Source organism: Enterobacter sp. Lyrl_3 (genome assembly GCF_051948675.1).
Taxonomy (GTDB): Bacteria; Pseudomonadota; Gammaproteobacteria; order Enterobacterales; family Enterobacteriaceae; genus Enterobacter; species Enterobacter cloacae.
On sequence record NZ_JAYJLI010000004.1, the window covers coordinates 391,623 to 414,835 of the forward strand.

The 23,213-nt window shown below is 55.9% G+C and carries 18 protein-coding genes; 10 read left to right on the top strand and 8 right to left on the bottom strand.

Annotated features, from left to right (window positions below):
* Position 1: 1 nt before the first annotated feature.
* Together ytfR and ytfQ are read right to left on the bottom strand one after the other, a co-directional pair.
* Positions 2 to 1,504, bottom strand: a complete 1,503-nt coding sequence (gene ytfR / locus VF709_RS11785) for a galactofuranose ABC transporter, ATP-binding protein YtfR (protein WP_149896501.1) — start codon at positions 1,502 to 1,504, stop codon at positions 2 to 4.
* Positions 1,505 to 1,635: 131 nt separating this feature from the next.
* Positions 1,636 to 2,592 carry a galactofuranose ABC transporter substrate-binding protein YtfQ gene (ytfQ, locus tag VF709_RS11790; protein ID WP_014882271.1) on the bottom strand — a complete coding sequence of 319 codons (957 nt, stop codon included), beginning with the start codon at positions 2,590 to 2,592 and terminating at the stop codon, positions 1,636 to 1,638.
* A 309-nt stretch (positions 2,593 to 2,901) separates the two neighbouring features.
* Here ytfQ and ppa point away from each other — a divergent pair, with 309 nt between their 5' ends.
* Positions 2,902 to 3,432: an inorganic diphosphatase gene (gene ppa, locus VF709_RS11795; protein ID WP_008501423.1), complete on the top strand. Its 531-nt coding sequence runs from the start codon at positions 2,902 to 2,904 to the stop codon at positions 3,430 to 3,432.
* A gap of 128 nt (positions 3,433 to 3,560) precedes the next feature.
* Here the strand turns inward: ppa and VF709_RS11800 are convergent, their stop codons facing one another.
* The 3 genes from VF709_RS11800 to tamA are packed head-to-tail and all read right to left on the bottom strand — an operon-like array spanning position 3,561 to position 9,414.
* Positions 3,561 to 3,905: a gamma-glutamylcyclotransferase family protein gene (locus tag VF709_RS11800; protein ID WP_028027890.1), complete on the bottom strand. Its 345-nt coding sequence runs from the start codon at positions 3,903 to 3,905 to the stop codon at positions 3,561 to 3,563.
* Positions 3,906 to 3,907: 2 nt separating this feature from the next.
* Positions 3,908 to 7,684: an autotransporter assembly complex protein TamB gene (gene tamB, locus VF709_RS11805; RefSeq protein WP_038984261.1), complete on the bottom strand. Its 3,777-nt coding sequence runs from the start codon at positions 7,682 to 7,684 to the stop codon at positions 3,908 to 3,910.
* The gene (gene tamA / locus VF709_RS11810; RefSeq protein WP_013095333.1) at positions 7,681 to 9,414 is read right to left on the bottom strand and encodes an autotransporter assembly complex protein TamA; all 1,734 of its coding nucleotides are present in this window, start codon (positions 9,412 to 9,414) and stop codon (positions 7,681 to 7,683) included. The genes tamB and tamA overlap by 4 nt, the downstream gene beginning before the upstream one ends.
* A 225-nt stretch (positions 9,415 to 9,639) precedes the next feature.
* Here tamA and msrA point away from each other — a divergent pair, with 225 nt between their 5' ends.
* Positions 9,640 to 10,281 carry a peptide-methionine (S)-S-oxide reductase MsrA gene (msrA, locus tag VF709_RS11815; RefSeq protein WP_440231651.1) on the top strand — a complete coding sequence of 214 codons (642 nt, stop codon included), beginning with the start codon at positions 9,640 to 9,642 and terminating at the stop codon, positions 10,279 to 10,281.
* Here msrA and VF709_RS11820 read toward each other — a convergent pair whose 3' ends face one another.
* Entirely contained in the window at positions 10,282 to 11,340 is a 1,059-nt protein-coding gene (locus VF709_RS11820; protein ID WP_029882373.1) for a LacI family DNA-binding transcriptional regulator, read from the bottom strand. It lies immediately after the preceding gene.
* Positions 11,341 to 11,532: 192 nt separating this feature from the next.
* Here VF709_RS11820 and VF709_RS11825 point away from each other — a divergent pair, with 192 nt between their 5' ends.
* The 6 genes from VF709_RS11825 to VF709_RS11850 all read left to right on the top strand — a co-directional run bounded on the left by VF709_RS11825 (position 11,533) and on the right by VF709_RS11850 (position 19,146).
* Positions 11,533 to 12,684 carry a Gfo/Idh/MocA family protein gene (locus VF709_RS11825; protein ID WP_149896499.1) on the top strand — a complete coding sequence of 384 codons (1,152 nt, stop codon included), beginning with the start codon at positions 11,533 to 11,535 and terminating at the stop codon, positions 12,682 to 12,684.
* Positions 12,685 to 12,700: 16 nt separating this feature from the next.
* Positions 12,701 to 13,885: a Gfo/Idh/MocA family protein gene (locus tag VF709_RS11830; protein WP_062934806.1), complete on the top strand. Its 1,185-nt coding sequence runs from the start codon at positions 12,701 to 12,703 to the stop codon at positions 13,883 to 13,885.
* A complete protein-coding gene (locus tag VF709_RS11835) occupies positions 13,882 to 14,949 on the top strand; it encodes a Gfo/Idh/MocA family protein (RefSeq protein WP_047352271.1) in 1,068 nt (355 codons plus the stop codon). The genes VF709_RS11830 and VF709_RS11835 overlap by 4 nt, the downstream gene beginning before the upstream one ends.
* 12 nt (positions 14,950 to 14,961) lie before the next feature.
* A complete protein-coding gene (locus tag VF709_RS11840) occupies positions 14,962 to 15,984 on the top strand; it encodes a Gfo/Idh/MocA family protein (protein ID WP_149896497.1) in 1,023 nt (340 codons plus the stop codon).
* Positions 15,985 to 16,063: 79 nt separating this feature from the next.
* Positions 16,064 to 17,611: an MFS transporter gene (locus VF709_RS11845; protein WP_038984255.1), complete on the top strand. Its 1,548-nt coding sequence runs from the start codon at positions 16,064 to 16,066 to the stop codon at positions 17,609 to 17,611.
* Positions 17,612 to 17,808: 197 nt separating this feature from the next.
* Positions 17,809 to 19,146, top strand: coding sequence for a hemolysin family protein (locus VF709_RS11850; protein WP_013095324.1), 1,338 nt, complete (start codon positions 17,809 to 17,811; stop codon positions 19,144 to 19,146).
* Positions 19,147 to 19,217: 71 nt separating this feature from the next.
* Here the strand turns inward: VF709_RS11850 and VF709_RS11855 are convergent, their stop codons facing one another.
* Positions 19,218 to 19,424 carry a DUF1107 domain-containing protein gene (locus VF709_RS11855; protein WP_008501430.1) on the bottom strand — a complete coding sequence of 69 codons (207 nt, stop codon included), beginning with the start codon at positions 19,422 to 19,424 and terminating at the stop codon, positions 19,218 to 19,220.
* A 324-nt stretch (positions 19,425 to 19,748) separates the two neighbouring features.
* On the opposite strand from VF709_RS11855, the gene VF709_RS11860 reads away from it, so the two are divergent.
* Positions 19,749 to 20,306 carry a YtfJ family protein gene (locus VF709_RS11860; protein WP_013095323.1) on the top strand — a complete coding sequence of 186 codons (558 nt, stop codon included), beginning with the start codon at positions 19,749 to 19,751 and terminating at the stop codon, positions 20,304 to 20,306.
* Here VF709_RS11860 and cysQ read toward each other — a convergent pair.
* Entirely contained in the window at positions 20,300 to 21,040 is a 741-nt protein-coding gene (cysQ, locus tag VF709_RS11865) for a 3'(2'),5'-bisphosphate nucleotidase CysQ (RefSeq protein WP_013095322.1), read from the bottom strand. The two genes, VF709_RS11860 and cysQ, sit on opposite strands and share 7 nt — an antisense overlap.
* 190 nt (positions 21,041 to 21,230) lie before the next feature.
* On the opposite strand from cysQ, the gene VF709_RS11870 reads away from it, so the two are divergent.
* Positions 21,231 to 23,174, top strand: a complete 1,944-nt coding sequence (locus VF709_RS11870; RefSeq protein WP_038418542.1) for a bifunctional 2',3'-cyclic-nucleotide 2'-phosphodiesterase/3'-nucleotidase — start codon at positions 21,231 to 21,233, stop codon at positions 23,172 to 23,174.
* Positions 23,175 to 23,213: the final 39 nt, after the last annotated feature.

The window sequence follows — 23,213 nt, forward strand, 5'->3', positions numbered from 1 at the left end:
CTTACGCCGCGATGGCATTCATGATTGCCGGAACGGACAGTTTATCCAGCGGGATCTCTGCCACCTGCTTGCGATCGCGCATGATGATGACGCGATCGGCATAGCCCACCAGCTCCTCCAGTTCAGACGAGATGACCAGCAGCGCTAGCCCGTCCGCGCACAGGGTTTCAATAAGGCGGATAATTTCGGCGTGCGCCCCCACGTCAATGCCGCGGGTCGGTTCATCGAGGATCAGGAACTGAGGTTTGGTCAGCAGCCAGCGGGAAAGCAGTACCTTCTGCTGATTGCCCCCGGAGAGGAACTCTATCGGCTGTTCTGCGCTCGGGGTACGGATACCGAGCTGGCGAATAAAGCGCTCGGCAATGGCGTTTTGCTCTTTCCGTGGGATCGGCCGCAGCCAGCCGCGCTGCGCCTGTAAGGCCAGAATGATATTTTCCCGCACCGAGGCGGCGGCAATAATGCCATCCGTTTTTCTGTCTTCCGGGCAGAAGCCCACACCCAGACAGGAGGCCTGATGCGGCGAGCGCAGGGTTTGCGGTTTACCTTTGATCAGCGCGGTGCCACTGTCTGCAGGCTTGATCCCGAAGATCACCTCGGCGGTTTCGGTACGGCCCGAGCCTAACAGGCCCGCCAGACCGACAATTTCACCGGGGCGCACCTCCAGGTTAAACGGCGAGATGACCCCTTTCTTGCCGAAATCACTGAACGCGGCGACCGGTTTCTCACTCAGCAGCGTACGGCCGGCACGCTGGAGCGCATTGGACTCCAGCTCGCGGCCGAGCATCATTTTGACCAGTTCAATCTGCGGCAGCTCGCGGGTGTCGCGGCAGCCGACAAAACTGCCGTTGCGCAGCACCGTAATGCGATCGCTCACCTCATACACCTGATCGAGGAAATGGGTGACGAAGATCAGGCTCACGCCCTGATTGCGCAGCTGGCGCATCAGGGTAAAGAGCATCTCCACTTCCTGGGTATCGAGGCTGGCGGTGGGCTCATCAAGGATCAGCACTTTTGCCGAGAGGTCGATAGCGCGACAAATGGCGACAATCTGCTGCATGGCGACGGAAAAACGGTTCAGCGGCTCGCGTACGTCGAGAGAGAAGCCGTAAGACGCCATCAGTTTTGTCGCCCGCGCTTCCATCTCCTTGCGGCGCAGCAGGCCAAAGCGTCGTGGCTCCCGGCCAATAAACAGGTTATCCGCGACCGACATGTTCGGCAGCAGGTTTACCTCCTGGTACACCGTCCCGATCCCCAGCTGCTGCGCATGGGCGGTATTTTTGGGTAAAATGGCGTTACCTTCCAGCCAGATGGTGCCGCGATCGGCGTGATAAACCCCGGTCAGGGCTTTAATCAGCGTCGATTTCCCCGCACCGTTCTCGCCCAGCAACGCCATGATCTCGCCGCGTCGCAGGCTAAAATCAACGTTATCCAGCGCTTTTACGCCGGGGAAGAATTTACTCAAGCCCTCTGTGCGGAGGATTTCCTGGTGTTGTTCAGTGGTCATGGTTTTCCCCCTCACCCTGACCCTCTCCCCGGAGGGGAGAGGGGACTATTCGTGCCAGTCTTTAATTTTCTGCCCAAACTGCCCTTTTCCCTCTCCCCTCCGGGGAGAGGGCTAGGGTGAGGGGGCCGAGCTTAGTAGCCCATATTTTTCTTCTTCTCTAACTCTTCTTTCGCGGTATCCGGCAGGTAGAGGGTGGATTTGGTGACCGTCACCTTCTCAGGCATCGTGCCGTCCTTCTTGAATTTCTCCAGCGCATCGAATGCCGGACCGGCCATGTTTGGCGTGAGCTCCACGCTGGCGTTGGCTTCGCCGTCGATCATCGCTTTGTAGATGTCCGGCACGCCGTCGATAGAGCCGGTGAGGATATCTTTGCCCGGTTTCAGGCCCGCTTCTTTAATGGCCTGAATCGCCCCGATCACCATGTCATCGTTGTGGGCGTAAACCATGCAGATGTTCTTGCCGTTGTTTTCAGCTTTGATAAAGCTCTCCATGACCTCTTTACCTTTACTGCGGGTAAAGTCGCCGGACTGAGAACGGATAATTTTAATGTTTGGCGCTTTGGCGATGGCCTCAGCAAACCCCTTCTTACGGTCGATGGCCACGCTCGCGCCGACCGTACCCTGCAGCTCAACGACGTTACACGGCTTGCCATCCACCTGTTTCACCAGCCAGTCACCAATTAATTGCCCTTCAAGAACGTTGTTGGCGGTCACGGTGGTCATATAGAGAGATTTGTCTTTTACATCGATGGAACGATCGAGCAGGAAGACCGGGATCTCAGCGTCTTTCGCTTCCTTCAGGACCGGCTCCCAGCCGGTGGCCACAACGGGCGCAATAAAGATGGCATCCACACCCTGCGCAATAAACGAACGCACGGCTTTAATCTGGTTTTCCTGTTTTTGCTGGCCATCGGCGATCTTCAGCGTGATGCCGCGTTTCTGGGCCTCGCTTTTCGCCACGTTGGTTTCTGCCGCACGCCAGCCTGATTCAGAGCCGACCTGCGAAAATCCTACGGTTAAAGGTGCGGCCATCGCCATAGACGACATGGCTGCCGAAACTGCTGTGACAAGAAGTAAGCGCTTCCACATATGAACGTCCTCGTAGGGTGAGTTATTGTTGGTTAAAAGATGTTCTGCGAAATGACTATAGCCAATGAAATATGTAACGAATTGCGTTACATCACACTTCAGAAAAGTGAATAAAACGTTAATCACAAGTTTGTAATCGCTTTCATTTCTCCATGAAAAATGCGGCTGAGTTTATGGATTTTTCTGTCATGGAATCGGTCTGAAAAGTGAAACGAACGCGGTGAGAAGACGAAAACAGGCGGAGACATTCAGCGCCAGTTGGCTATAATACCTGCCACTTGTTTACCATCCATTTTAAAGGACACAGACATGAGCTTACTCAACGTCCCTGCGGGTAAAGAACTGCCAGAAGACATCTACGTTGTTATCGAAATCCCGGCTAACGCAGATCCTATCAAATACGAAGTGGACAAAGAGAGCGGTGCGCTGTTTGTAGACCGTTTCATGTCTACCGCGATGTTCTATCCATGCAACTACGGTTACATCAACCACACCCTGTCTCTGGACGGTGACCCGGTTGACGTGCTGGTTCCAACGCCATACCCACTGCAGCCAGGCGCAGTCATTCGCTGCCGCCCAGTTGGCGTGCTGAAAATGACCGACGAATCCGGCGAAGATGCGAAACTGGTTGCGGTACCGCACACCAAGCTGAGCAAAGAGTACGATCACATCAAAGATGTGAACGACCTGCCAGAACTGCTGAAAGCGCAGATCACTCACTTCTTCGAGCACTACAAAGACCTCGAAAAAGGCAAGTGGGTTAAAGTTGACGGCTGGGACAACGCAGAAGCGGCGAAAGCAGAAATCATCGCCTCTTTCGAACGCGCTGCTAAGAAGTAATTCTTACCGCACATCGATAAAGCCCCGCTGGTCGGGGCTTTTTTGTGGCTGGAGAGTTTCTCCCGGGTGCGCTACGCCCCCGACAAGAGGCACAAAAAACAACGCCACCTCACGGTGGCGTTGTTTTTTCAGTACTGGTCTCTGTCTAACCAGTTACCGCTTACAATCCGCGTTAACCCTTCGACCGGACGCTGGTAGACGTACATCCACGCACTTCCGTACGGCGTCTGGATCAACTGGCGCGCGTATTCACCGCCCCTGGTGCGCAAGGCATCAAGTTCGGCAAGTGTCGCGTTATCAATACGATAAACTTCACCGTGTACTGTTCCTTCGCCGGGAACCGCGCCTGGATAGTGGCCCAGGCTGTACAACTGGTAGTTTTCGATATTGTAATTCCCAAGCAACAGGGCATTGGTCATCCAGTGACTGTTGCCTTGCTTGGTTCGTAAACTGCCGTAGACAAATATTCGCATTGCTAAAACTCAAACTGATAGAGCAGATCAAGTGCCTGGTCTACGCCGGACACTGCTTCCAGATATAGCTTAGGCATCAGGCGATAGCGTAACGTGAGAGTTGCCAGCGAGTCAAAGATCCCCACGCCATATTTTACCTGCAGACCCGGCAATACATAGCCGCTGACCACCACCTGCGAGGAGTCACCCACGCCCTGGGTGTCCAGCGCCAGATTGCTTACGCCGAACGTCTCACCGATTTTACCCACAACCTGACCACTTTGTGCAACCCCCAGACCCACTAACATTGAGGTCATCGCTGCACTGTCGCTTTGGCCGCTATCCAGGCCCTGACCACGCAGCAGGTAAGAGAGTGCTTCCTGCTGGGACATCGCCGGGTCGGAGAAGATCTCCGCCTTCGGTTCGTCGGCCGAACCGGTGACGCGCACGCCCGCAATCACGTCGTTTTCTGTCGCTTCCGGGTTACGAATCGCTTCAATGTTGAGCAGCGGCTGATCCGGCGGACCGGAGAACAGCAGTTCACCTTTACGCACAATCAAATCCTGACCATAAGCATGGAAGCGCCCTTCAGGAATGTTGATCTGCCCGTTCAGGCCAAGCCCCTGTCTGTCTTGCGCCACTTTCAGGTCACCCGTCAGGCGTGCCTTCAGCCCAAACGCGTTCAGACGAACGTTATTCCCCACATGCACGGTAAGATTGCTGTTGATCGGAATGCCCGCGCTTTGCTGATTAATCGGCTTGAGGTTATCGTCGAGCATCACTTCATCACTGGAGACGCCCACCGCGCTTTCCGGCACCTCGTGAACCACGATGCGCGCCCACGGCACGTCCACGTTCCCGTCGAGGGTAAAGAGGCTCGGCGTTGCTTCAAAGACGATATCCGGCGAGACATCCAGGCGTACCATCGGCGGTACGGTGATCCTCACCTTGCTGCCTTTCGCGGCGATACGGGCGCGCCAGTTATCAAGCTGGCTCCAGTCGGCGTCACCGCTGAGGTTGATTTGCCCCTGCTGGGTCAGCACCGAGCCGTTCAGCGTTGAGCTCATCCCGTTGAAGTTCATCGTAATCTGGCTTGGCTGCATATCGAACGGCATAAAGTTGCCGTCGATATCCACACCGTTTAGCTGCATCTGACCGAACAGCTGCGGGCTTTGCGCGTTGCCCGCCAGCCGCAGGTTCGCGTTGAGCATCCCCGCCGCTTTTTCACCGCGCGAGAAAATCGGGTTAACCATCGCCAGGTTGAAGTTGCGAATAGAGACGTTCCCGCCCAGATTACGTCGCCCTTGTGGGTCGGTAATCTGCACCTTACCGTCGAACTGGCCATTATTGGTCAGGCGGATAAGCCACCCCAGCTCGGCCCGGTTGTTGTGCAGATCGGCGCTCAGGTTCAGGGTATCAAACGCCACCGGCAGCGGCGCGTTGTTGACATCCTGTGTCACCTTCACGTTGCGGCCAGAAAGCGTCACGCTGCCCTGTGGCAGCCCCTCTTTGGTGGTGTCCCAGGCCACATCGGCCTTCCCGCTAAAGACGCCGCTCGCCTGAGTGGTATCCGGCATGAACGGTTTTAACATCGCCAGATCAAAACGATTGAGGGTGATCTGCGCGCGCCCTTCCGCTCCCGCGTCGATGGTCTGCGGCACGCACAGCTCCGCATTCGGGTTGGTCCAGCAGTGTGGCCCGATGCTGATCTTTTGTTCGGCATTGCGGTAGTCCAGGGCAATAGCGCGTGACAGCACCAGTGGCCCTACCGGGGTGTTGAAACGGGTGTTGTCGAGCGTCCCTTTCCAGCGCTCCGCCTTGCGGTCGAAGCTCCCCGTCAGGTGAAGCTGCCCGGAAACCGGCTCACCCTGCACGCGCAGCTGGAGGTCGTGCTGCTTCTCGTTGCCTTTGGCGTCCAGGGTCACCAGATTAATGTTCACGTCCGGCTGAGAAATGCGCTCCACGCGCAGGTTCAGGTTACCGCCGATCTGATCGGTGGATTTCACATCCCCGTCAACGCGAACGCGGGCGATGGACAGCTCCTGCCAGCGCAGGTTACTGGCCGTGATATCCGCCAGCAACTGCGGTGCATCCACCGTGCCGCGCACCTTAAGCAGCCCCTTCGCCGTGCCGCCAAGCCCCGGAAGGGCGTTATCCAGATTCGGCGCATCGATAGTGGCGTCGAGGTTCAGATCTTTCACCCCCAGCTCGCCTTTGATATCCGCCGTGTTGCGCCCCAGCGCCACGTGCAGCCCCGGGATCACCCACTGCAGGTAGCTGTTGCCTTTGAGCGAACCTTCCACGTTAACCTTGTTCTGCTTCACGTTACCGGTGAGCTTGATTTCCGGGACATCCATCTGCCACGTGCCGCCGTACAGGCTGCCGCGAGTTTTGATAAGACCGTCCAGTTTTGACGGCCAGTCCGGCACCTCTTTCGCCGTGTTAATCCCCGAGAGCTTCAGCTCACCGCGCCAGCTGATCGCCTGCTGCCAGTCGAGCAGCGCGATCAGCTCGGTTTTGCCTTCCAGCGCCGCAACGGTCAGTTTGTCGAGATTAACCTGCTGTTCATTCCCTTTTGCATCCAGCGTGATCGTGGCGGGTGGCACGTCCTGGCCCTTCACGGCGGTACGGAACGACAGCGTGTAATCGGTCATCTTGCCGCTCAGCTTCAGCTTCAGGTCATCGGCCTGGAACTGTTTTTCGCCGGTGAACGGCCAGTACAGCTGCTTGCTGACCACCTCAAGGTTAAGTGGCAGTCCGGCTTCCGCCAGCTGGGTTTGCGCGCGCAGGACCATGTCCACCGGGCCGGAGAGATTCACCCCGACATCCAGCTTGTCGCGTAGCGCGCCGCCCACCTTGACCTTCACTTTTTCGCCTTTCAGCGGATCGATGTTGAGCGCGCTGTTCAGGGTAATATCCACCGGCCAGTTGTCACGCAGCAGGGCATGACCCGAGGCATTGACAGAGCCCTGGTTGGTGTCGATATCCAGCGCGTCGAGCTTCATGTTGCCGTCGATGCTGCTGACCTTCAGCAACATGTTATAGACCGTGAGATCGGTGTCGCCAGTCAGACGCAACTGCTCGCCCTTGAACGCTTCGATATTCAGGTTCAGCGGCAGGTGCACGTCCGTCATCTCCGGCAGGACGGGCTTCGAGAACAGATCTTTCAGCGTTTCACCCAGCGGTTTCTCTTCCGGCTGTGGGTTCTGGATCTTCGGCTCGACGATCTCCTCTTGCGCCACGTCCGCCACCTTCGGCAGCGCGATCAGCAATCCCTGCAGGGTGGTTGGCGTCAGGGTGAGGTTTTTCTCCTGCCAGCGCAGGCCGGAGGTGAAATCCATCACCGATACGGTGGTGTCATCGATTTTGACATTGACGTTGTCCAGCGCCACCCGATAAAGCGCAATCGGGTACGGCGTCGAGAGATTCAGCGGGCCGCTGTCCTCTTCTTCAACCGGCGCTGATTTCGGCATTTTCTCCGAATCAATCGCCACGTTCACATCTTTTAGCGACAGGTCGTTGACGCAGAGCTTACTGTCCCGCAGGCAACCCAGCCTGACGGCAAGGTGAAACTCGCCCGCGTTGACCGCAACGCCAGGCTGCTCGTAGCGAATATTCTTCAGACGTAGATCGCGCCAGCCGCCCGTCACCTGGCCGATTTCCAGCCCGGGTACCCAGCGGTTCGCCGCGTTAAACAGCAGATGCAGGCCGGTTGTCGTGCCCACCAGAAACGCCACCGTACCGAGCAGCAGCACGATAAAAATCAGTACTCCGAGGCTTATCTTCTTCCATAAACTCATAATTCAGGCCCCAGACCGATGTAAAACTGTAAACCGTGTTCTTCTTTGTCACCCACCGGTACGGCGAAGTCGAGCTTGATGGGCCCGACGGGCGACTGCCAGCGCACGCCCACGCCCGCGCCGGTTTTGAAATCACTGCGGCGGATATCGCTCACCGCTTCGCCGCCGTCCACAAACATGGCGCCCCACCATTTTCCGCTGACGTTGTACTGGTACTCCAGCGAGCCGGTCGCCAGCTTGGAGGCCCCGATCAGCTTGCCGTCATCATCTTTAGGCGCGATGGATTTGTATTTGTAGCCGCGGATACTGCGGTCGCCCCCGGCGAAGAAGCGCAGGTCAGGCGGGACTTTGTCGAAGTCGCCGGTTTCAATCCAGCCGAGGTTACCGCGCATCACAAAGCGGTGTTTGTCATACAGCGTGCGGATCCAGACGTTTTGCGCCTGAATTACCGAGAAATCCACATCGGAACCCCACATGGTGTTGGAGTAATCGATAGAGTAACGCTGGGAATCGCCCCAGGTCGGCATCAGGCCGCCGCGTGAGCGGGTACGGCTGATCATTACCCCCGGATAGAGCAGCATGGTGGTGTTGGTGACGTTGGCCTGGGTAAAGTGGTCAAGACTCCAGCGCAGGTTAATGGCGCGCTGCCAGCCGCTGGAGAGATCCCAGAATCGGGATACGGCAAGCGTGGTGGAATCCGACTCGGTATCGTTCAGATCGGTACGCTTAAAGCCCCCCTGGACCAGGTAATACTGCTCAAGCGGGTTCTTCAGCAGCGGAATTTTGTAGCTGAAGTCGAGCTGTTGCTCCGGGGCTGAGATACTGGCACTGGTGGTCAGGCTATGGCCGTACGAGTTCATCCACGGCTTTTTCCAGGTCGCCCTCACGCGCGGCCCCACGTCCGTTGAATAGCCAGCCCCGGTCTCAATGGTGTTTTCGGTGCGTGGCGACACCACACCGTGCAGCGGTAATACCTTGGTTTTGCGGGCCTTTTCAAACTCCGGCGCAACGACCACCGAATTAAACCACCCGGTTGCCGACAGGCGGCGGTTCAGCTCGGCCAGATCGCGTGAATGGTAGTAGTCACCCTTTTTGAACGGCACGAGGTTTTGCAGGTACTCTTCACGAATTTGCGAGCCTTCGAACGTCACGTCGCCAAAGCGGTAGCGTTCGCCGCTGTCATAGTCGATATCCCAGAAAGCCTGGCGTCTGCCCAGCGCAATGCCCAGCTGGCTTTTATTGAACTGGCTGTCGAAGTAGCCCTTGCGTAAGGAGACGCTCGTCAGCGATTTTTTGAAACTGTCGTAATCACCGTGATTCAGTACGGTACCGATTTTAGGCCGCGTACTGAGCAGATCCAGATAATCGCGATCGGTACGCGCGCCGCCGCGTAACACCACATTGGTGCCGCCTATCAGCACCGGCTCACCCGGCGAGACGCGGGCAATAAGCACCTGCCGCCCCTTTTTTGGCGGTGGGCGGAGATCGAAATCGATGGTGGGTTCGTAATATCCCAGGGCTTTTAGCCCTTCGCGTATCGCGTCATCCACGCGTGCACGAAAACGCCGGTCCGGCGTCACTTCGTCACTTTCAATCGTCGACAGCTGTGCACGCACGTTTTTTTCCAGCGCCCCGGATAACCCCTCAACCTGCAAACGGACATTCGCCGCGCTGGCAACCCCGCTTGTCAGCAAGACACTGACCAAACATAACTGGCGGATTTTTGTCACGTTCTCTCCTGAATATCCCTGTTTCCACCCTGGAAGCAAATGAAGTGCCGCTCCGCGGCAAAATACGGCCTGTTAGCCAAAAAACCCAATTCTCGGGTTGAAAAAGGGTGTAACACCCAAATATTTCTTATGATTAAATCTAGACTCATTCAGCGCATTTATTGTGTTCAATTAAACGCTTCGTGACAACCTTAACCGAAACATCGCACCCCGGGAGGCCCCATCGTGAGTTTATTCGACAAAAAGCATCTGGTTTCACAAGCAGATGCATTACCGGGACGCAACACCCCTATGCCAGTCGCAACCTTACACGCCGTGAATGGCCATTCCATGACCAACGTACCTGAAGGCATGGAAATCGCCCTGTTTGCCATGGGCTGCTTCTGGGGCGTGGAACGCCTCTACTGGCAGTTACCTGGCGTCTACAGCACCGCGGCGGGCTACACGGGCGGATATACGCCAAACCCCACCTACCGCGAAGTCTGCTCCGGCGAGACCGGCCATGCTGAAGCCGTACGCGTGGTATACGCCCCGTCCGTCATCAGCTATGAACAGCTGCTGCAGGTATTCTGGGAAAACCACGACCCGGCGCAGGGTATGCGTCAGGGTAATGACCATGGCACCCAGTATCGTTCGGCGATTTATCCGCTCACGCCTGAGCAGGAAGCCGCCGCACTCGCCAGTAAGGAGCGTTTCCAGCAGGCCATGCGCGACGCAGGTGATACGCGCGAGGTGACAACGGAAATCACCACCGCGAAACCGTTCTACTATGCCGAGGACGACCACCAGCAGTATCTGCACAAAAATCCGTACGGCTACTGCGGAATTGGTGGCATCGGCGTGTGCCTGCCGCCGCAGCTTGCCTGATTACTGATCCAGCGCCACGCGAGCCGCGTGGCGCGTGGCATTACTGACTGAGCCGTAATCCATGACTTTGCCCTGCAACAGCAGGTTATAGACCGGCGCCTGAGGTCGGTTGAGCCGCGTTTGCAGCAGGTGTACGGCCTCAATCCCCAGCTCACGGCAGGGCACCGTGACGCCCGTGATCGGTTTTTCCAGACGGTGCGCTAAATTCCATGCAAAATCGGTCGTAATGAGCGAAATGTCTTCCGGAATGCGCAGCCCGTGGCGCGTTAACGCCCTGATCACCCCCTCCGTCATGCTGGTACTGTTCGGGAAAATCACCTCTGGCCACTGCGATCTGTCATGACTTAACAGCCATGCATCCAGCGCCCGCTCGGCCTCCTCTGCCGTAAACCACTCCGTCACCAGCAAATCACGCTGGGGATCAAAGGCCACGTGAAAATGGCGGTACGCCTCTTTAATGCCGTCCAGACGCGCATACAGCGTCTCACGCCGCAGGCAGGTGAGCGTGAGCACACGGCGGTGCCCCTGCTCAAAAAGGTACTGCATGGCGGTGAAACCAATCGCCCGGTGATCGGGTGACACGGCGTCCAGCACCCGATCCCGATCAACGGAGTTAATCAATACGCAGGGCTTATTCAGCGTGCTCGCCAGTTTAAAGATGGTGGAATCATCAGTCCCAATAATTATTATTGCGTTGATATTCTTATGGCTGGCCTTTTCCATAAACAATTTCACGTCGGCGTGCTGCTCTTCTAATCCGCAGCAACTGACCCACACGTTATGCGGGGCGCACGCTTCAGCAATGCCTTTGGTCACTTCCAGATAAAAAATGTCTCCACGCCCCTGAAAAGTTCTTTCCGGGGCAAAGACAGCGATACCGTTAATTAACAGCCTTCCGCTTGCCATTGCCTCCAGAACACCTAATTCGCGCGCGGTGCGAACGATCGCGTCACGGGCTTTATCGCTGGCATAAGACTTGCCGCTTAATACCCGCGAAACCGTGCTGACGGAATACCCCGTCAGGGTCGCAATCTCCTCCATTTTTAACCTGCCCGGCATAGTGTGACCTCGCTCTCAATCAGTTTTTGCAAATATTTGCAGAAACAGCGCTTTGATTTTAAAACCAAATTTCAGAGACCCTGGAGATTACTTAAACAGCTTGCGAGTATTCTCACAAAAACACATTGTCGCTGCGGCTCCCCTTTCCTATTTTCCGGTCATCCCTCATTTCAACTGAAATTAAGGTGTGACATGGAGAAGGTACGTTTTGGCATTATCGGAATAGGTAATATCGGTACGGTCCACGCGCGTTATTTACTGGCGGGTACGGTCAGTGACGCATGCCTGGCGGCGGTTTGTGATAATGCACCGGAAAAGCATCCGGCCATTCGCCAGCTGGTCGGCTCCCTCCCCCTTTTCAGCGACGCGCAGGAGATGCTTCAGAGCGGGCTTATCGACGCGGTGATTGTCGCAACACCGCACTACGAGCATCCGCGTCTGTCGATGCTGGCAATGCGCCACGGCATCCACACGCTCTGCGAAAAACCGGCCGGCGTGTATACGGCGCAGGTGCAGGAGATGAACGCCTGTGCCCAGACCTGCGATGTGGTGTTCGGCATCATGTACAACCAGCGCCCGAACCCGCTCTACCAGAAGGTGAAAGATCTGATCGACAGCGGCGAGCTGGGTGAGATCCGCCGCTCCAACTGGATCATTACCAACTGGTATCGCTCGCAGAGCTACTACAACTCCGGCGGCTGGCGCGCCACCTGGAAAGGAGAAGGCGGCGGCGTACTGCTCAATCAGGACCCGCATCAGCTCGATCTCTGGCAGTGGCTAGTTGGTATGCCGATCCGTCTGCGCGCGTTTTGCCAGTTTGGTAAGCATCGCGACATAGAAGTGGAAGATGAGGTCACCGCCTACGCCGAGTACGCCAACTGTGCGACGGGCGTATTTATCACGACCGTGGCTGAAACGCCGGGGACCAACCGGCTGGAGATCGTCGGCGATCGCGGCAAGGTGGTCGTCGAAGAAGGGAAACTGCGCTACTGGCGGCTGCGGGAATCTGAAACCGCCTTCAACGCCCGCTGGCAAAACGGCTTTGGTGAACCGGAATGCTGGGAGGTCACGCTTCCCGTCGGCCCGGAATGCAGCGAACACCACGTTATTACCGCCAATTTCTGCGGCGCCATCCTGCGCGGCGAGCCGCTCATTGCCCCGGGGCTGGAAGGGATCCACGGGTTAACGCTCTCCAACGCCATGCACCTCTCCACCTGGACCGACGACTGGGTCGACCTCCCGCTCAACGAGAAACAGTATCTGCGCTTGCTTCAACAGCGTATCAGCACCTCAGTGGCTAAAGAGACCGCCAGCGTCACGCTGGATGCCTCCGGCACCTGGTAACTCAGGAGAAGAAACGATGTTAAATGTCGCTATCGTGGGAACAGGAAATATCTCGCATAACCATATTCAGGGTTATTTGCAGTTTGGCCAACGCTGCCGGATCGTCGCGCTGGTCGATATCTACCCGGAAAAAGCCCACGAGAAAAAAGCACGCTACAACCTGACGGACGCACGCGTGTATGAAAGCCACGAGCAGATGCTGGCGTCAGAGCCAGATATCGATATCGTCGACGTCTGCACGCCGCCCTACGTTCATGCAGAGATAAGCATTAATGCCCTCAATGCGGGTTGCCATGTGCTGTGCGAAAAACCGATGGCCGCCTCGCTGGAGGAGTGCGACGCCATGATCGCCGCGCAACAGGCCAGCGGTAAATTGCTCGCCATCATCGCTCAAAACCGCTTTACCGATGCCTTCTGGCGTTTAAAAGCGGCGCTGGATTCGGGCCTTGCTGGCAAGGTGTGCCATGCCCAGGTGGACTCGTTCTGGTGGCGCGGACACTGCTACTACGACCTGTGGTGGCGCGGCACCTGGGAAAAAGAGGGCGGCGGCTGCACCCTTAACCACGCGGTTCACCACATAGACGCTATTCAGTGGATGCTGGGTTTCCCGTCTGAAGTGGTGGCTATGATGACCAACGTGGCGCACGACAACGCTGAAGTCGAAGATCTCAGCGCGGCAATATTTAAATACCCCAGCGGCGCACTCACTCAGCTAACCGCCTCGGTCGTGCACCACGGCGAAGATCAGAAAATCATTATCCAGGGTGAAAAGGCGCGCATCTCCGCACCGTGGCAGGCCTTTGCCAGTGTCAGCGCTGATAACGGCTTTCCCCAGGAGGATCGGGACCTGCAACGGGAAGCGCAGCTTAACGCCGTTTTTCACGAGACGCCGAAGCTCGAATGGACGCTGCACACCGGGCAGATTAATGACCTGCTGTATGCCATTGAGCACGGCACGGCGCCGTTAGTGGATGGCCTGCAGGGCAAACGTTCGCTGGAGCTGATAACCGCGATCTATAAATCCGCCATCACCCGCTCCGTGGTTTCGCTGCCGATTCAACGCGACGATCCGTTTTACCGTACCGGCGGGACCAACGCCCTCGCCCCCCGTTTTTATGAAAAATCCGCAAGCGTCGCCAACTTCAGCGAAGTCGGTGCGATTCCCCTGGGCAAAGATCTGGATGAAGGAGTGACACCATGAACAAAAATGACGGCATGAACTACGCGCCAGTGGGTAAACCTCAGCCCGTTGTCAGGGAAGGAGAGTTTGTCTTTGCCGCTGCCGCGCTCGACCACGGCCATATCTACGGCATGAGTAACGGCCTGATTGAAGCGGGCGCCACGCTGAAATGGGTCTACGACCCCGATCCGGTAAAAGTGGACAAATTTATTCAGCAGTATCCGCAGGCCAGGGTTGCAGACTCCCTGGATGTCATACTCGCCGACGACGAGGTGCGTCTGGTAGCTGGCGCCGCCATTCCCGCCGAGCGCTGTGCGCTGGGGCTAAAAGCGATGGCCGCAGGCAAAGACTACTTCACCGATAAAGCCCCCCTTACCACCCTTGAACAACTGGCGGATGCCAAAGCCATGGTGGAAAAAACGGGCCGGAAATACGCCGTGTATTACAGCGAACGCCTGCATGTTGAGAGCGCGGTCTTTGCCGGACAGCTGGTGCAGCAAGGGGCCATTGGCCGCGTCGTACAAACGCTGGGGACGGGCCCGCACCGGGAAGGGACCGGCCGCCCGGACTGGTTCTACGATCGGCGCTATTTCGGCGGCATTCTGTGCGATATCGGCAGCCATCAGATTGAGCAGTTCCTGTTTTATACCGGCAACAGTGACGCCACCGTGGTGGCAAGCCAGGTACGGAACGTTAAACACCCCCAGTACCCCGCCTTCGAAGATTTTGGCGATGCCATGCTGAAAGGGGAAAACGGCGCCAGCGGCTATTTCCGCTGCGACTGGTTTACCCCTGACGGGCTATCGACCTGGGGCGATGGCCGCCTGACGCTGCTGGGCACCGAAGGCTATATCGAGATCCGCAAATATGTCGATCTCACCCGTGGTGAACAGGACGTGGTGTATCTCGTCAATAACGAGGGGGAGTTCCGTTATCCGGTCGCCGGCCAGGTCGGATTCCCGTTCTTTGGCGAGCTGATCCTCGATTGTTTGCATCGTACTGAACATGCCATGACCCAGGCTCACGCCTTTAAGGCGGCGGAGCTCTGCGTGAAGGCACAGATGCTGGCCAACGCAACGGCATAACGGGAGGCGACAATGAAGCTCCTGAACACGGCGGTGATCGGCGCCGGAGCGATTCACGGTTGCCACGTGAATGCGCTGCGCCAGCTCCCCAACGTTGCGCTGCGCGCGCTGGCAGATATTGACAGCGTCAAAGGACTGAAGCTGGCACTGGGCTATCAGTGCCGCTTCTATCAGGATTACCGGGAGATGCTGCTGGATGATGCCATCGATGTGGTCCATATCTGCACGCCGCACTTTGAGCATAAAAGCATGATTCTGGCGGCCCTCGCCGCCGGAAAGCATGTGTTCTGCGAAAAACCGGTGGGCATGAACAGCAGCGAACTGGTGGATATCACCCGCGCCGCTGACCAGGCTACGGGTCTGCTCGGCGTGTGTTATCAGAACCGGCTCAACCCCACCAGCCTGCGCATTCGCCAGGCGCTGGACGAAGGCGAGCTGGGAAAAATGCTCAGTATCAAAGCGGTGCTGACGTGGTCACGCTCGGGCGCGTACTACACCCAAAGTTCGTGGCGTGGGCGACTGGCTACGGAAGGAGGCAGCCTGCTGATCAACCAGGCCATTCATACCCTCGACCTGATGCAGTGGTTTGCCGGCGGCGTGACGCGTGTGAAAGGCGTGGTGGATAGCGGTGAACTGGCGGACGTGACGGAAGGTGAAGACAGCGCGATGGCCACGCTGCACTTTGCTAACGGCGCGCGCGGCCTGTTTTACGCCAGCAACTGCAATACCACTGATTCCCCGCTTCTGATGGAGATCCACTGCGAGCAGGGCTCGCTGCTGCTGAACGACAACACGCTCTGGCGCGTGACGCCGGGTGAGCGCGTCAGGCTCACCTGCGACGACTCCCCGGACGGTTCGGTCAAAAGCTACTGGGGGCTGGGCCACCAGCAGGCAATCCGTCGTTTTTATCAGGCTATCACCCCCCCCGGTTACACGGATTACACCGATATCCGTGAAGCCGGGAAATCACTCACCCTTGTGGAGGCTATTTATCGATCATCTCAATTAAGGCAATGGATAGAAATCAATAAATAGAACGTAATTTGTATTCCAGCAGTAAATAAAAAACGACCCGACAGATCGGGTTAATCATTACCCTACACTGGATATTATTATGGTCAAACCAACTGAACGTAGAGTGGGTTATGGCGTGGCGCTCGGCTACGGTATAACCGATCTGTTTGGCGGAGGCGCTTTCGCCATTATCGGCACCTGGCTTTTATTTTTTTACACCACCTATTGCGGGCTCTCTGTCGTCGAAGCAGGTTCGATATTTGCTATTGCCCGCGTCATTGATGCGTTATTAAGCCCGATTATGGGTTATATTACTGATAATTTCGGTGATACCTGGCTCGGGCGTAAATTTGGCCGTCGCCGCTTCTTTTTATTACTCAGTTCGCCCTTAATGTTTCTGTATGCCCTGCTGTGGCTTACGGACATGGGTTACTGGTATTACCTGGGCACTTACCTCTCTATTGAGCTCTTGTCGGCGATGGTGCTGGTGCCCTGGGAAACCCTGGCCGCTGAAATGACTAACCGGTATGAAGAGCGTAGCCGTCTCTCCGGAGTGCGTATGATCTGCTCTCAGCTCGGCGGCTTTCTTGCGGTTTCCGTTCCCGGCGTCATTATGCAGTTCACGGGGAAAGATAATCCGTTTACCTATACTCTTACCGGGCTGATATTCTCCTGCGTATTCTGTATTGCGGTATTTATTACCTGGTATACCACCTGGGAAGCGAAAGATGTGCAACAGCCATCCACGTTTAAAGTGGATAAACAGCGCAGCAGCGGATTAATTAATCACCTGAAATATCTGGTGCTGGATCTCTTTTCCTCTTTCCGTATTCGCGCGTTCCGCCTGCACATTATTATTTATATCTTTTCATTTACGGCGATGGACGTATTCGGTTCGGTCTTTACCTATTATGTCGTGTATTGTCTGAGCCAGGACGCGGCAGCCGTCTCCGGCTGGCTGAGCATTGCGGCTTTCGCCTCAGTACCTGGCACATATGGATTTATGCTGTTGCTGAACAGGCTGAATGTCTCCCCTTCTGCCGCTTTGCGCCTCTCTTACGGCGGGATCTTCTTCGTGCTGGTGTTCCTGTTTACGGTCTACCTGACCAAAACCCAGGTGCCCACGCTGCTGTTCACGGCGGTCTTTATCCTGCTGGGCGCCACCCGCGCGGGCCTCTATTACATACCGTGGAATATCTACAGCTTCATTCCTGATATTGACGAGATGGTGACGCAGCAGCGCCGCGAAGGGATTTTTGCCGGGGTGATGGTCCTGACCCGCAAAAGCACCGTGGCGATCGCCATCATGATTATTGGCCTGGTCCTGCAGGAGTCCGGCTTTGTGAAGGGCGGCGGCGTACAGCCTGAAAGCGCGCTGGGGGCGATTATAGGCCTGATGATCTTCGCGACGGCAGCCCTGCTGGCGGTGAGCTTCTTCACTACCTATAAATTCAAGCTCACCCGCGAGACGCATAAACTGCTTCTCAAGGAGATTGCCCGCCGTAAGCTGGGCGGTGATTACCGCGACTGCGATGCCAATACTCGTGTGGTGATAAAACAGCTCACAGGCTATGAGTACGATCAGGTATGGGGAGGCGATGCTGCCCGTCGTGCAGTGAACAACGTCGGGTTATCGGCCGCAAAATAGCGCGTCTCGCCGGGCCGGTTCACCGCCTGCCCGGCCTCTTTTCGCCGCAAAATGTGACCTCTGGCAGGTTTACATCTCTTTACGCTATACTACCCGCTGAAATAATCAGCTCAACGCTACGAGCTGACGTTCAATGTGTTTCCACACAAATGGTATCAACTTCCCTTCCGAGGATCTGGCGAGAAGCCGGATAAACTATGTTAAACAGTATTTTAGTAATACTTTGTCTGATAGCCGTCAGCGCATTTTTCTCGATATCCGAGATCTCGCTGGCCGCGTCCCGTAAAATCAAACTTAAGCTGCTTGCCGACGAAGGCAACATCAATGCTTCCCGTATCCTGAAGATGCAGGAAAATCCTGGAACGTTCTTCACCGTGGTACAAATTGGCCTGAACGCGGTTGCTATTCTCGGCGGTATCGTGGGGGATGCAGCGTTTTCTCCGGCCTTTTACAGCCTGTTCGTTCAGTACATGTCCGCCGAACTTGCCGAGCAGATGAGCTTTATTCTCTCCTTCTCGCTGGTCACCGGGATGTTCATCCTGTTCGCTGACCTGACCCCGAAACGCATCGGTATGATTGCGCCAGAAGCTGTAGCTTTGCGTATCATCAACCCGATGCGCTTCTGCCTGTTCGTGTTCCGTCCGCTGGTGTGGTTCTTCAACGGCCTGGCGAACGTCATCTTCCGCATCTTTAAACTGCCGATGGTGCGTAAAGATGACATCACCTCCGACGACATCTACGCCGTGGTAGAAGCCGGTGCGCTGGCCGGGGTGCTGCGTAAGCAAGAGCATGAGCTGATCGAAAATGTGTTCGAGCTGGAATCCCGTACCGTGCCCTCTTCCATGACGGGCCGTGAAAGCGTGATTTGGTTCGATCTGCATGAAGATGAGCAGAGCCTGAAGAATAAAGTCGCGGAGCACCCGCACTCTAAATTCCTGGTCTGTAATGAAGATATCGACCACATCATCGGCTATGTGGACTCCAAAGATCTGCTGAACCGCGTGCTGGCGAACCAAAGCCTGGCGCTTAACAGCGGCGTGCAGATCCGCAATACCCTGATTGTACCGGACACGTTGACGCTCTCTGAAGCGCTGGAAAGTTTCAAAACCGCCGGTGAAGACTTTGCCGTTATCATGAACGAATACGCGCTGGTGGTGGGTATCATTACCCTCAACGACGTCATGACCACGCTGATGGGTGACCTGGTCGGCCAGGGTCTGGAAGAGCAGATTGTGGCGCGTGATGAGAACTCATGGCTGATTGACGGCGCAACGCCAATCGACGACGTGATGCGCGTGCTGGATATCGACGAGTTCCCGCAGTCAGGCAACTACGAGACCATCGGCGGCTTTATGATGTTTATGCTGCGTAAAATCCCGAAGCGCACCGACTCGGTGAAGTTCTCCGGCTACAAGTTTGAAGTGGTGGATATTGATAACTACCGCATCGACCAGCTGCTGGTGACGCGTATCGATAACAAACCGACCGTGCTGGTGCCGAAGCTGCCGGATGCGGAAGAGAAGGTGTCGGCGTAAGGTTCCTGCCCCCACAAACATCAACGGCTCCCATCGGGAGCCGTTTTTTTAACTACTGCATAGCACGTTGGTTAAGCCATCTCAGTTTGCAGACGCATAACCTGACGGTTGACTTCGGACATCACAGACAAGTGCTGTTTGTCCTTCACTTTTGGGACAAGGATCTTGCCCTTATCAAACTCAAAAGCGCCAACATCCTTGATATACAACCGTCCACGGAACAGGATCTTCACGTACTTCGCCACCTGAAGCGGGTTGTAGCGTTGGAAAATTTTCATTCTTGTATCTCCTGCGAATCATACGCTCTTGCGGCGCCACAATCGGCCCGACTGTTCTGAGCGCAAATTTTGTTGCCCAATGACTATAGACCAGAACTACGTAGTTACCCAGTGTGCATAAGTTTATTTACCGTTTGATTACAATTATTCAGAATAATCTTTTCAAACTGTGACTACAGGCAGTATAAGCCGTCGTTTTTTTATGGATATGTGCGTTCGCCCGCAAACTGGCATCGGGATTGCGGGAAAAGCCCATTGATCGCACTTATGATTAAAAGCGTAAGACCAAGTGGTCGGATCACCTGCATACAATAAGGAAACACCATGACCCTACGTAACATTCTTGCAGCCGCATGCCTGCTCCTGCCCCTGTGGGCGAGTGCCCACAACATTGAAAAAGGACAACGCGTACCGCCAGTCGGCATTGCTGACCGGGGAGAATTGATTCTCGACAATGATAAGTTTAGCTACAAACCGTGGAATAGCGCGCAGCTCGCGGGCAAAGTGAGAGTTGTACAACATATTGCCGGTCGTACATCTGCAAAAGAGAAAAACGCAAACCTGGTGGAAGCGATCAAGGCCGCAAAATTCCCGCATGACCGCTATCAGACCACCACCATTGTGAACACCGACGATGCCATCCCTGGCTCCGGGATGTTTGTACGCTCAAGCCTTGAGAGCAACAAAAAGCTCTACCCGTGGTCGCAGTTTATTGTCGACAGCAACGGCGTGACGCGCAAAGCCTGGCAGCTTGAGGAAGAGAGTTCAGCGATTATCGTGCTGGATAAAAACGGCCAGGTGCAGTGGGTAAAAGACGGGGCGTTAACCCAGGAAGAGGTGCAGCAGGTGGTTGATCTGCTGCACAAGCTGCTGGCTCAGTAAAGAGAGACCCGGAAGCCTGGATTGAGGAATGATTCGCGCGGGGTGTAGTCCAGCGGCTTGCCCTGCCAGTCATGAACATGCGCACCCGCGGCTGCGGCTACCGCGTGGCCGGCTGCCGTGTCCCAGATGTTCGTCGGCCCGAAACGGGGATAGAGCTGCGCCTGCCCCTCCGCCACCAGACAGAATTTCAGCGAGGAGCCAATCGAGGTCGTCTGATGTTCACCCAACTGTTGCAGGTACTCTTCCAACTCGCTGTCGCTGTGCGAGCGGCTGATGACCACCAGCGGAGGGCGCGCATCGCGCACCTGGATCGGCTTGCGGACACCACACTCTTCCTTCCAGGCCTTGCCTTCTGCGGCGCTGTACATCACTTTCATCACCGGCGCGTAGACCACCCCAAGCACCGCCTTGCCCTTGTCGATCAGGGCGATATTCACGGTGAATTCACCGTTACGCTTGATAAACTCTTTGGTGCCGTCCAGAGGATCGACCAGCCAGTAACGCTGCCAGTGCTGACGCTCATCCCAGCTCTGCGGCGCTTCTTCGGAAAGCACGGGGATCTCTGGCGTGAGTGCCTGTAGCCCTTTCATGATCACGCCATGCGCCGCGATATCCGCCGCCGTGACCGGGGAATCATCCGCCTTGCTGACAACGTTCATCGGTTGTGCGCCGTCATACACCTGCATGATGGCATCGCCCGCATCCCGTGCGAGCTGACAAATTTTATCTAACATTCTCCACCTCTTCGTTAACGCAGTGGGTATAACTCTTTGTTTTATTTATATCGTAATGTGAACAATTCCGCTATCTGTGAAGCAATTCCGGTTTCATCGCCCTTTTTTCTGGCAGGATTCACACTTCTGTAAGCAACAAACGATAGATACATATTCTTTTGTGGCCTGGATCGTAAAAAGGACTCCTCTGATGATTAAGTTTAGCGCAACGCTCCTGGCGACGCTGATTGCAGCGAGCGTACAGGCGGCGACGGTCGATCTCCGTATTCTGGAAACCACCGACCTGCACAGCAATATGATGGACTTCGATTACTACAAAGATACCCCTACGGAAAAATTCGGACTGGTACGCACGGCAAGTTTGATCAATGCCGCCCGCAATGAAGTGAAAAATAGCGTGCTGGTCGACAACGGTGATTTGATTCAGGGGAGTCCGCTGGGTGACTACATGGCGGCAAAGGGGCTGAAAAAAGGCGAGATCCACCCGGTGTATAAAGCGATGAACACCCTGGATTATACCGTCGGCAACCTCGGTAACCACGAATTCAACTATGGTCTTAAATACCTGCACGATGCGCTGGCAGGCGCAAAATTCCCGTACGTTAACGCCAATATCATCGACGTTAAGACCAAAAAGCCGCTTTTCACCCCTTATCTGATTAAAGAGACCGAGGTTGTTGATCAGGACGGTAAAAAGCAGACGCTGAAAATTGGCTACATCGGCTTTGTACCACCCCAGATCATGACCTGGGATAAAGCCAATCTCACCGGCAAAGTCACCATTAACGACATCACCGAAACGGCGCGTAAATACGTACCGGAGATGCGTGAAAAAGGGGCGGATGTTGTGGTCGTTGTCGCCCACTCGGGCCTCTCTGCCGATCCGTACCAGGTGATGGCGGAAAACTCGGTTTACTACCTGAGCGAAGTGCCGGGCGTGGACGCGATCCTCTTCGGCCACGCTCATGCGGTCTTCCCGGGTAAGGATTTTGCCAGCATCAAAGGGGCAGATATCGACAAGGGAACGCTCAACGGCGTGCCGGCGGTAATGCCCGGCATGTGGGGCGACCATCTTGGCGTGGTGGATCTGGTACTCAATAACGACAGCGGCAGCTGGAAGGTGACCGGATCCAAAGCCGAAGCGCGCCCCATCTACGATGCTGCCGCCAAAAAATCACTGGCGGCTGAAGACCAAAAACTCCTCGACGTGCTCAAACATGACCACGACGCCACCCGCGAGTTCGTCAGTAAGCCGATCGGCAAATCCGCCGACAACATGTACAGCTATCTGGCGCTGATACAGGATGACCCAACCGTTCAGGTGGTCAATATGGCGCAGAAAGCCTATGCCGAACATTTTGTTCAGGGCGATCCGGACTTAGCCAACCTGCCGGTGCTTTCCGCCGCCGCACCGTTCAAAGTGGGCGGACGTAAAAATGACCCGGCCAGCTATGTTGAAGTGGAAAAAGGCCAACTGACGTTCCGTAACGCCGCCGATCTCTATCTCTACCCGAACACGCTGGTCGTGGTTAAAGCAACGGGTAAAGAGGTGAAAGAGTGGCTGGAATGCTCCGCCGGGCAGTTTAACCAGATCGATCCGAAGAACAGCAAGCCGCAGTCGTTGATTAACTGGGACGGGTTCCGCACCTATAACTTCGACGTTATCGACGGGGTGGATTATCAGATTGATGTCACCCAGCCCGCGAAATATGACGGCGAGTGTCAGGCCATTAATCCGCAGGCAGAGCGCATCAAAAACCTGACCTTCAAGGGCAAGCCTGTCGATCCGGCGGCCACCTTCCTGGTGGTGACCAATAACTATCGCGCGTATGGCGGCAAATTTGCCGGCACCGGCGATAGCCACATTGCTTTTGCATCCCCGGATGAGAACCGCTCGGTGCTGGCCGCCTGGATCAGCGCTGAGTCGAAAAAGGCGGGAGAGATTCATCCAGCGGTCGATAACAACTGGCGTCTGGCCCCGATCCACAGCGATACCCCACTGGATATTCGCATTGAAACATCTCCGTCGGATAAGGCTGCGGCGTTTATTAAGGAGAAGGCGCAGTATCCTATGAAGAAGGTTGCGACGGATGATATCGGGTTCGCCATTTATCAGGTGGATTTAAGTAAGTAAAAGCAAAACGGCAACGCACGTTGCCGTTTTTAGTGTTTA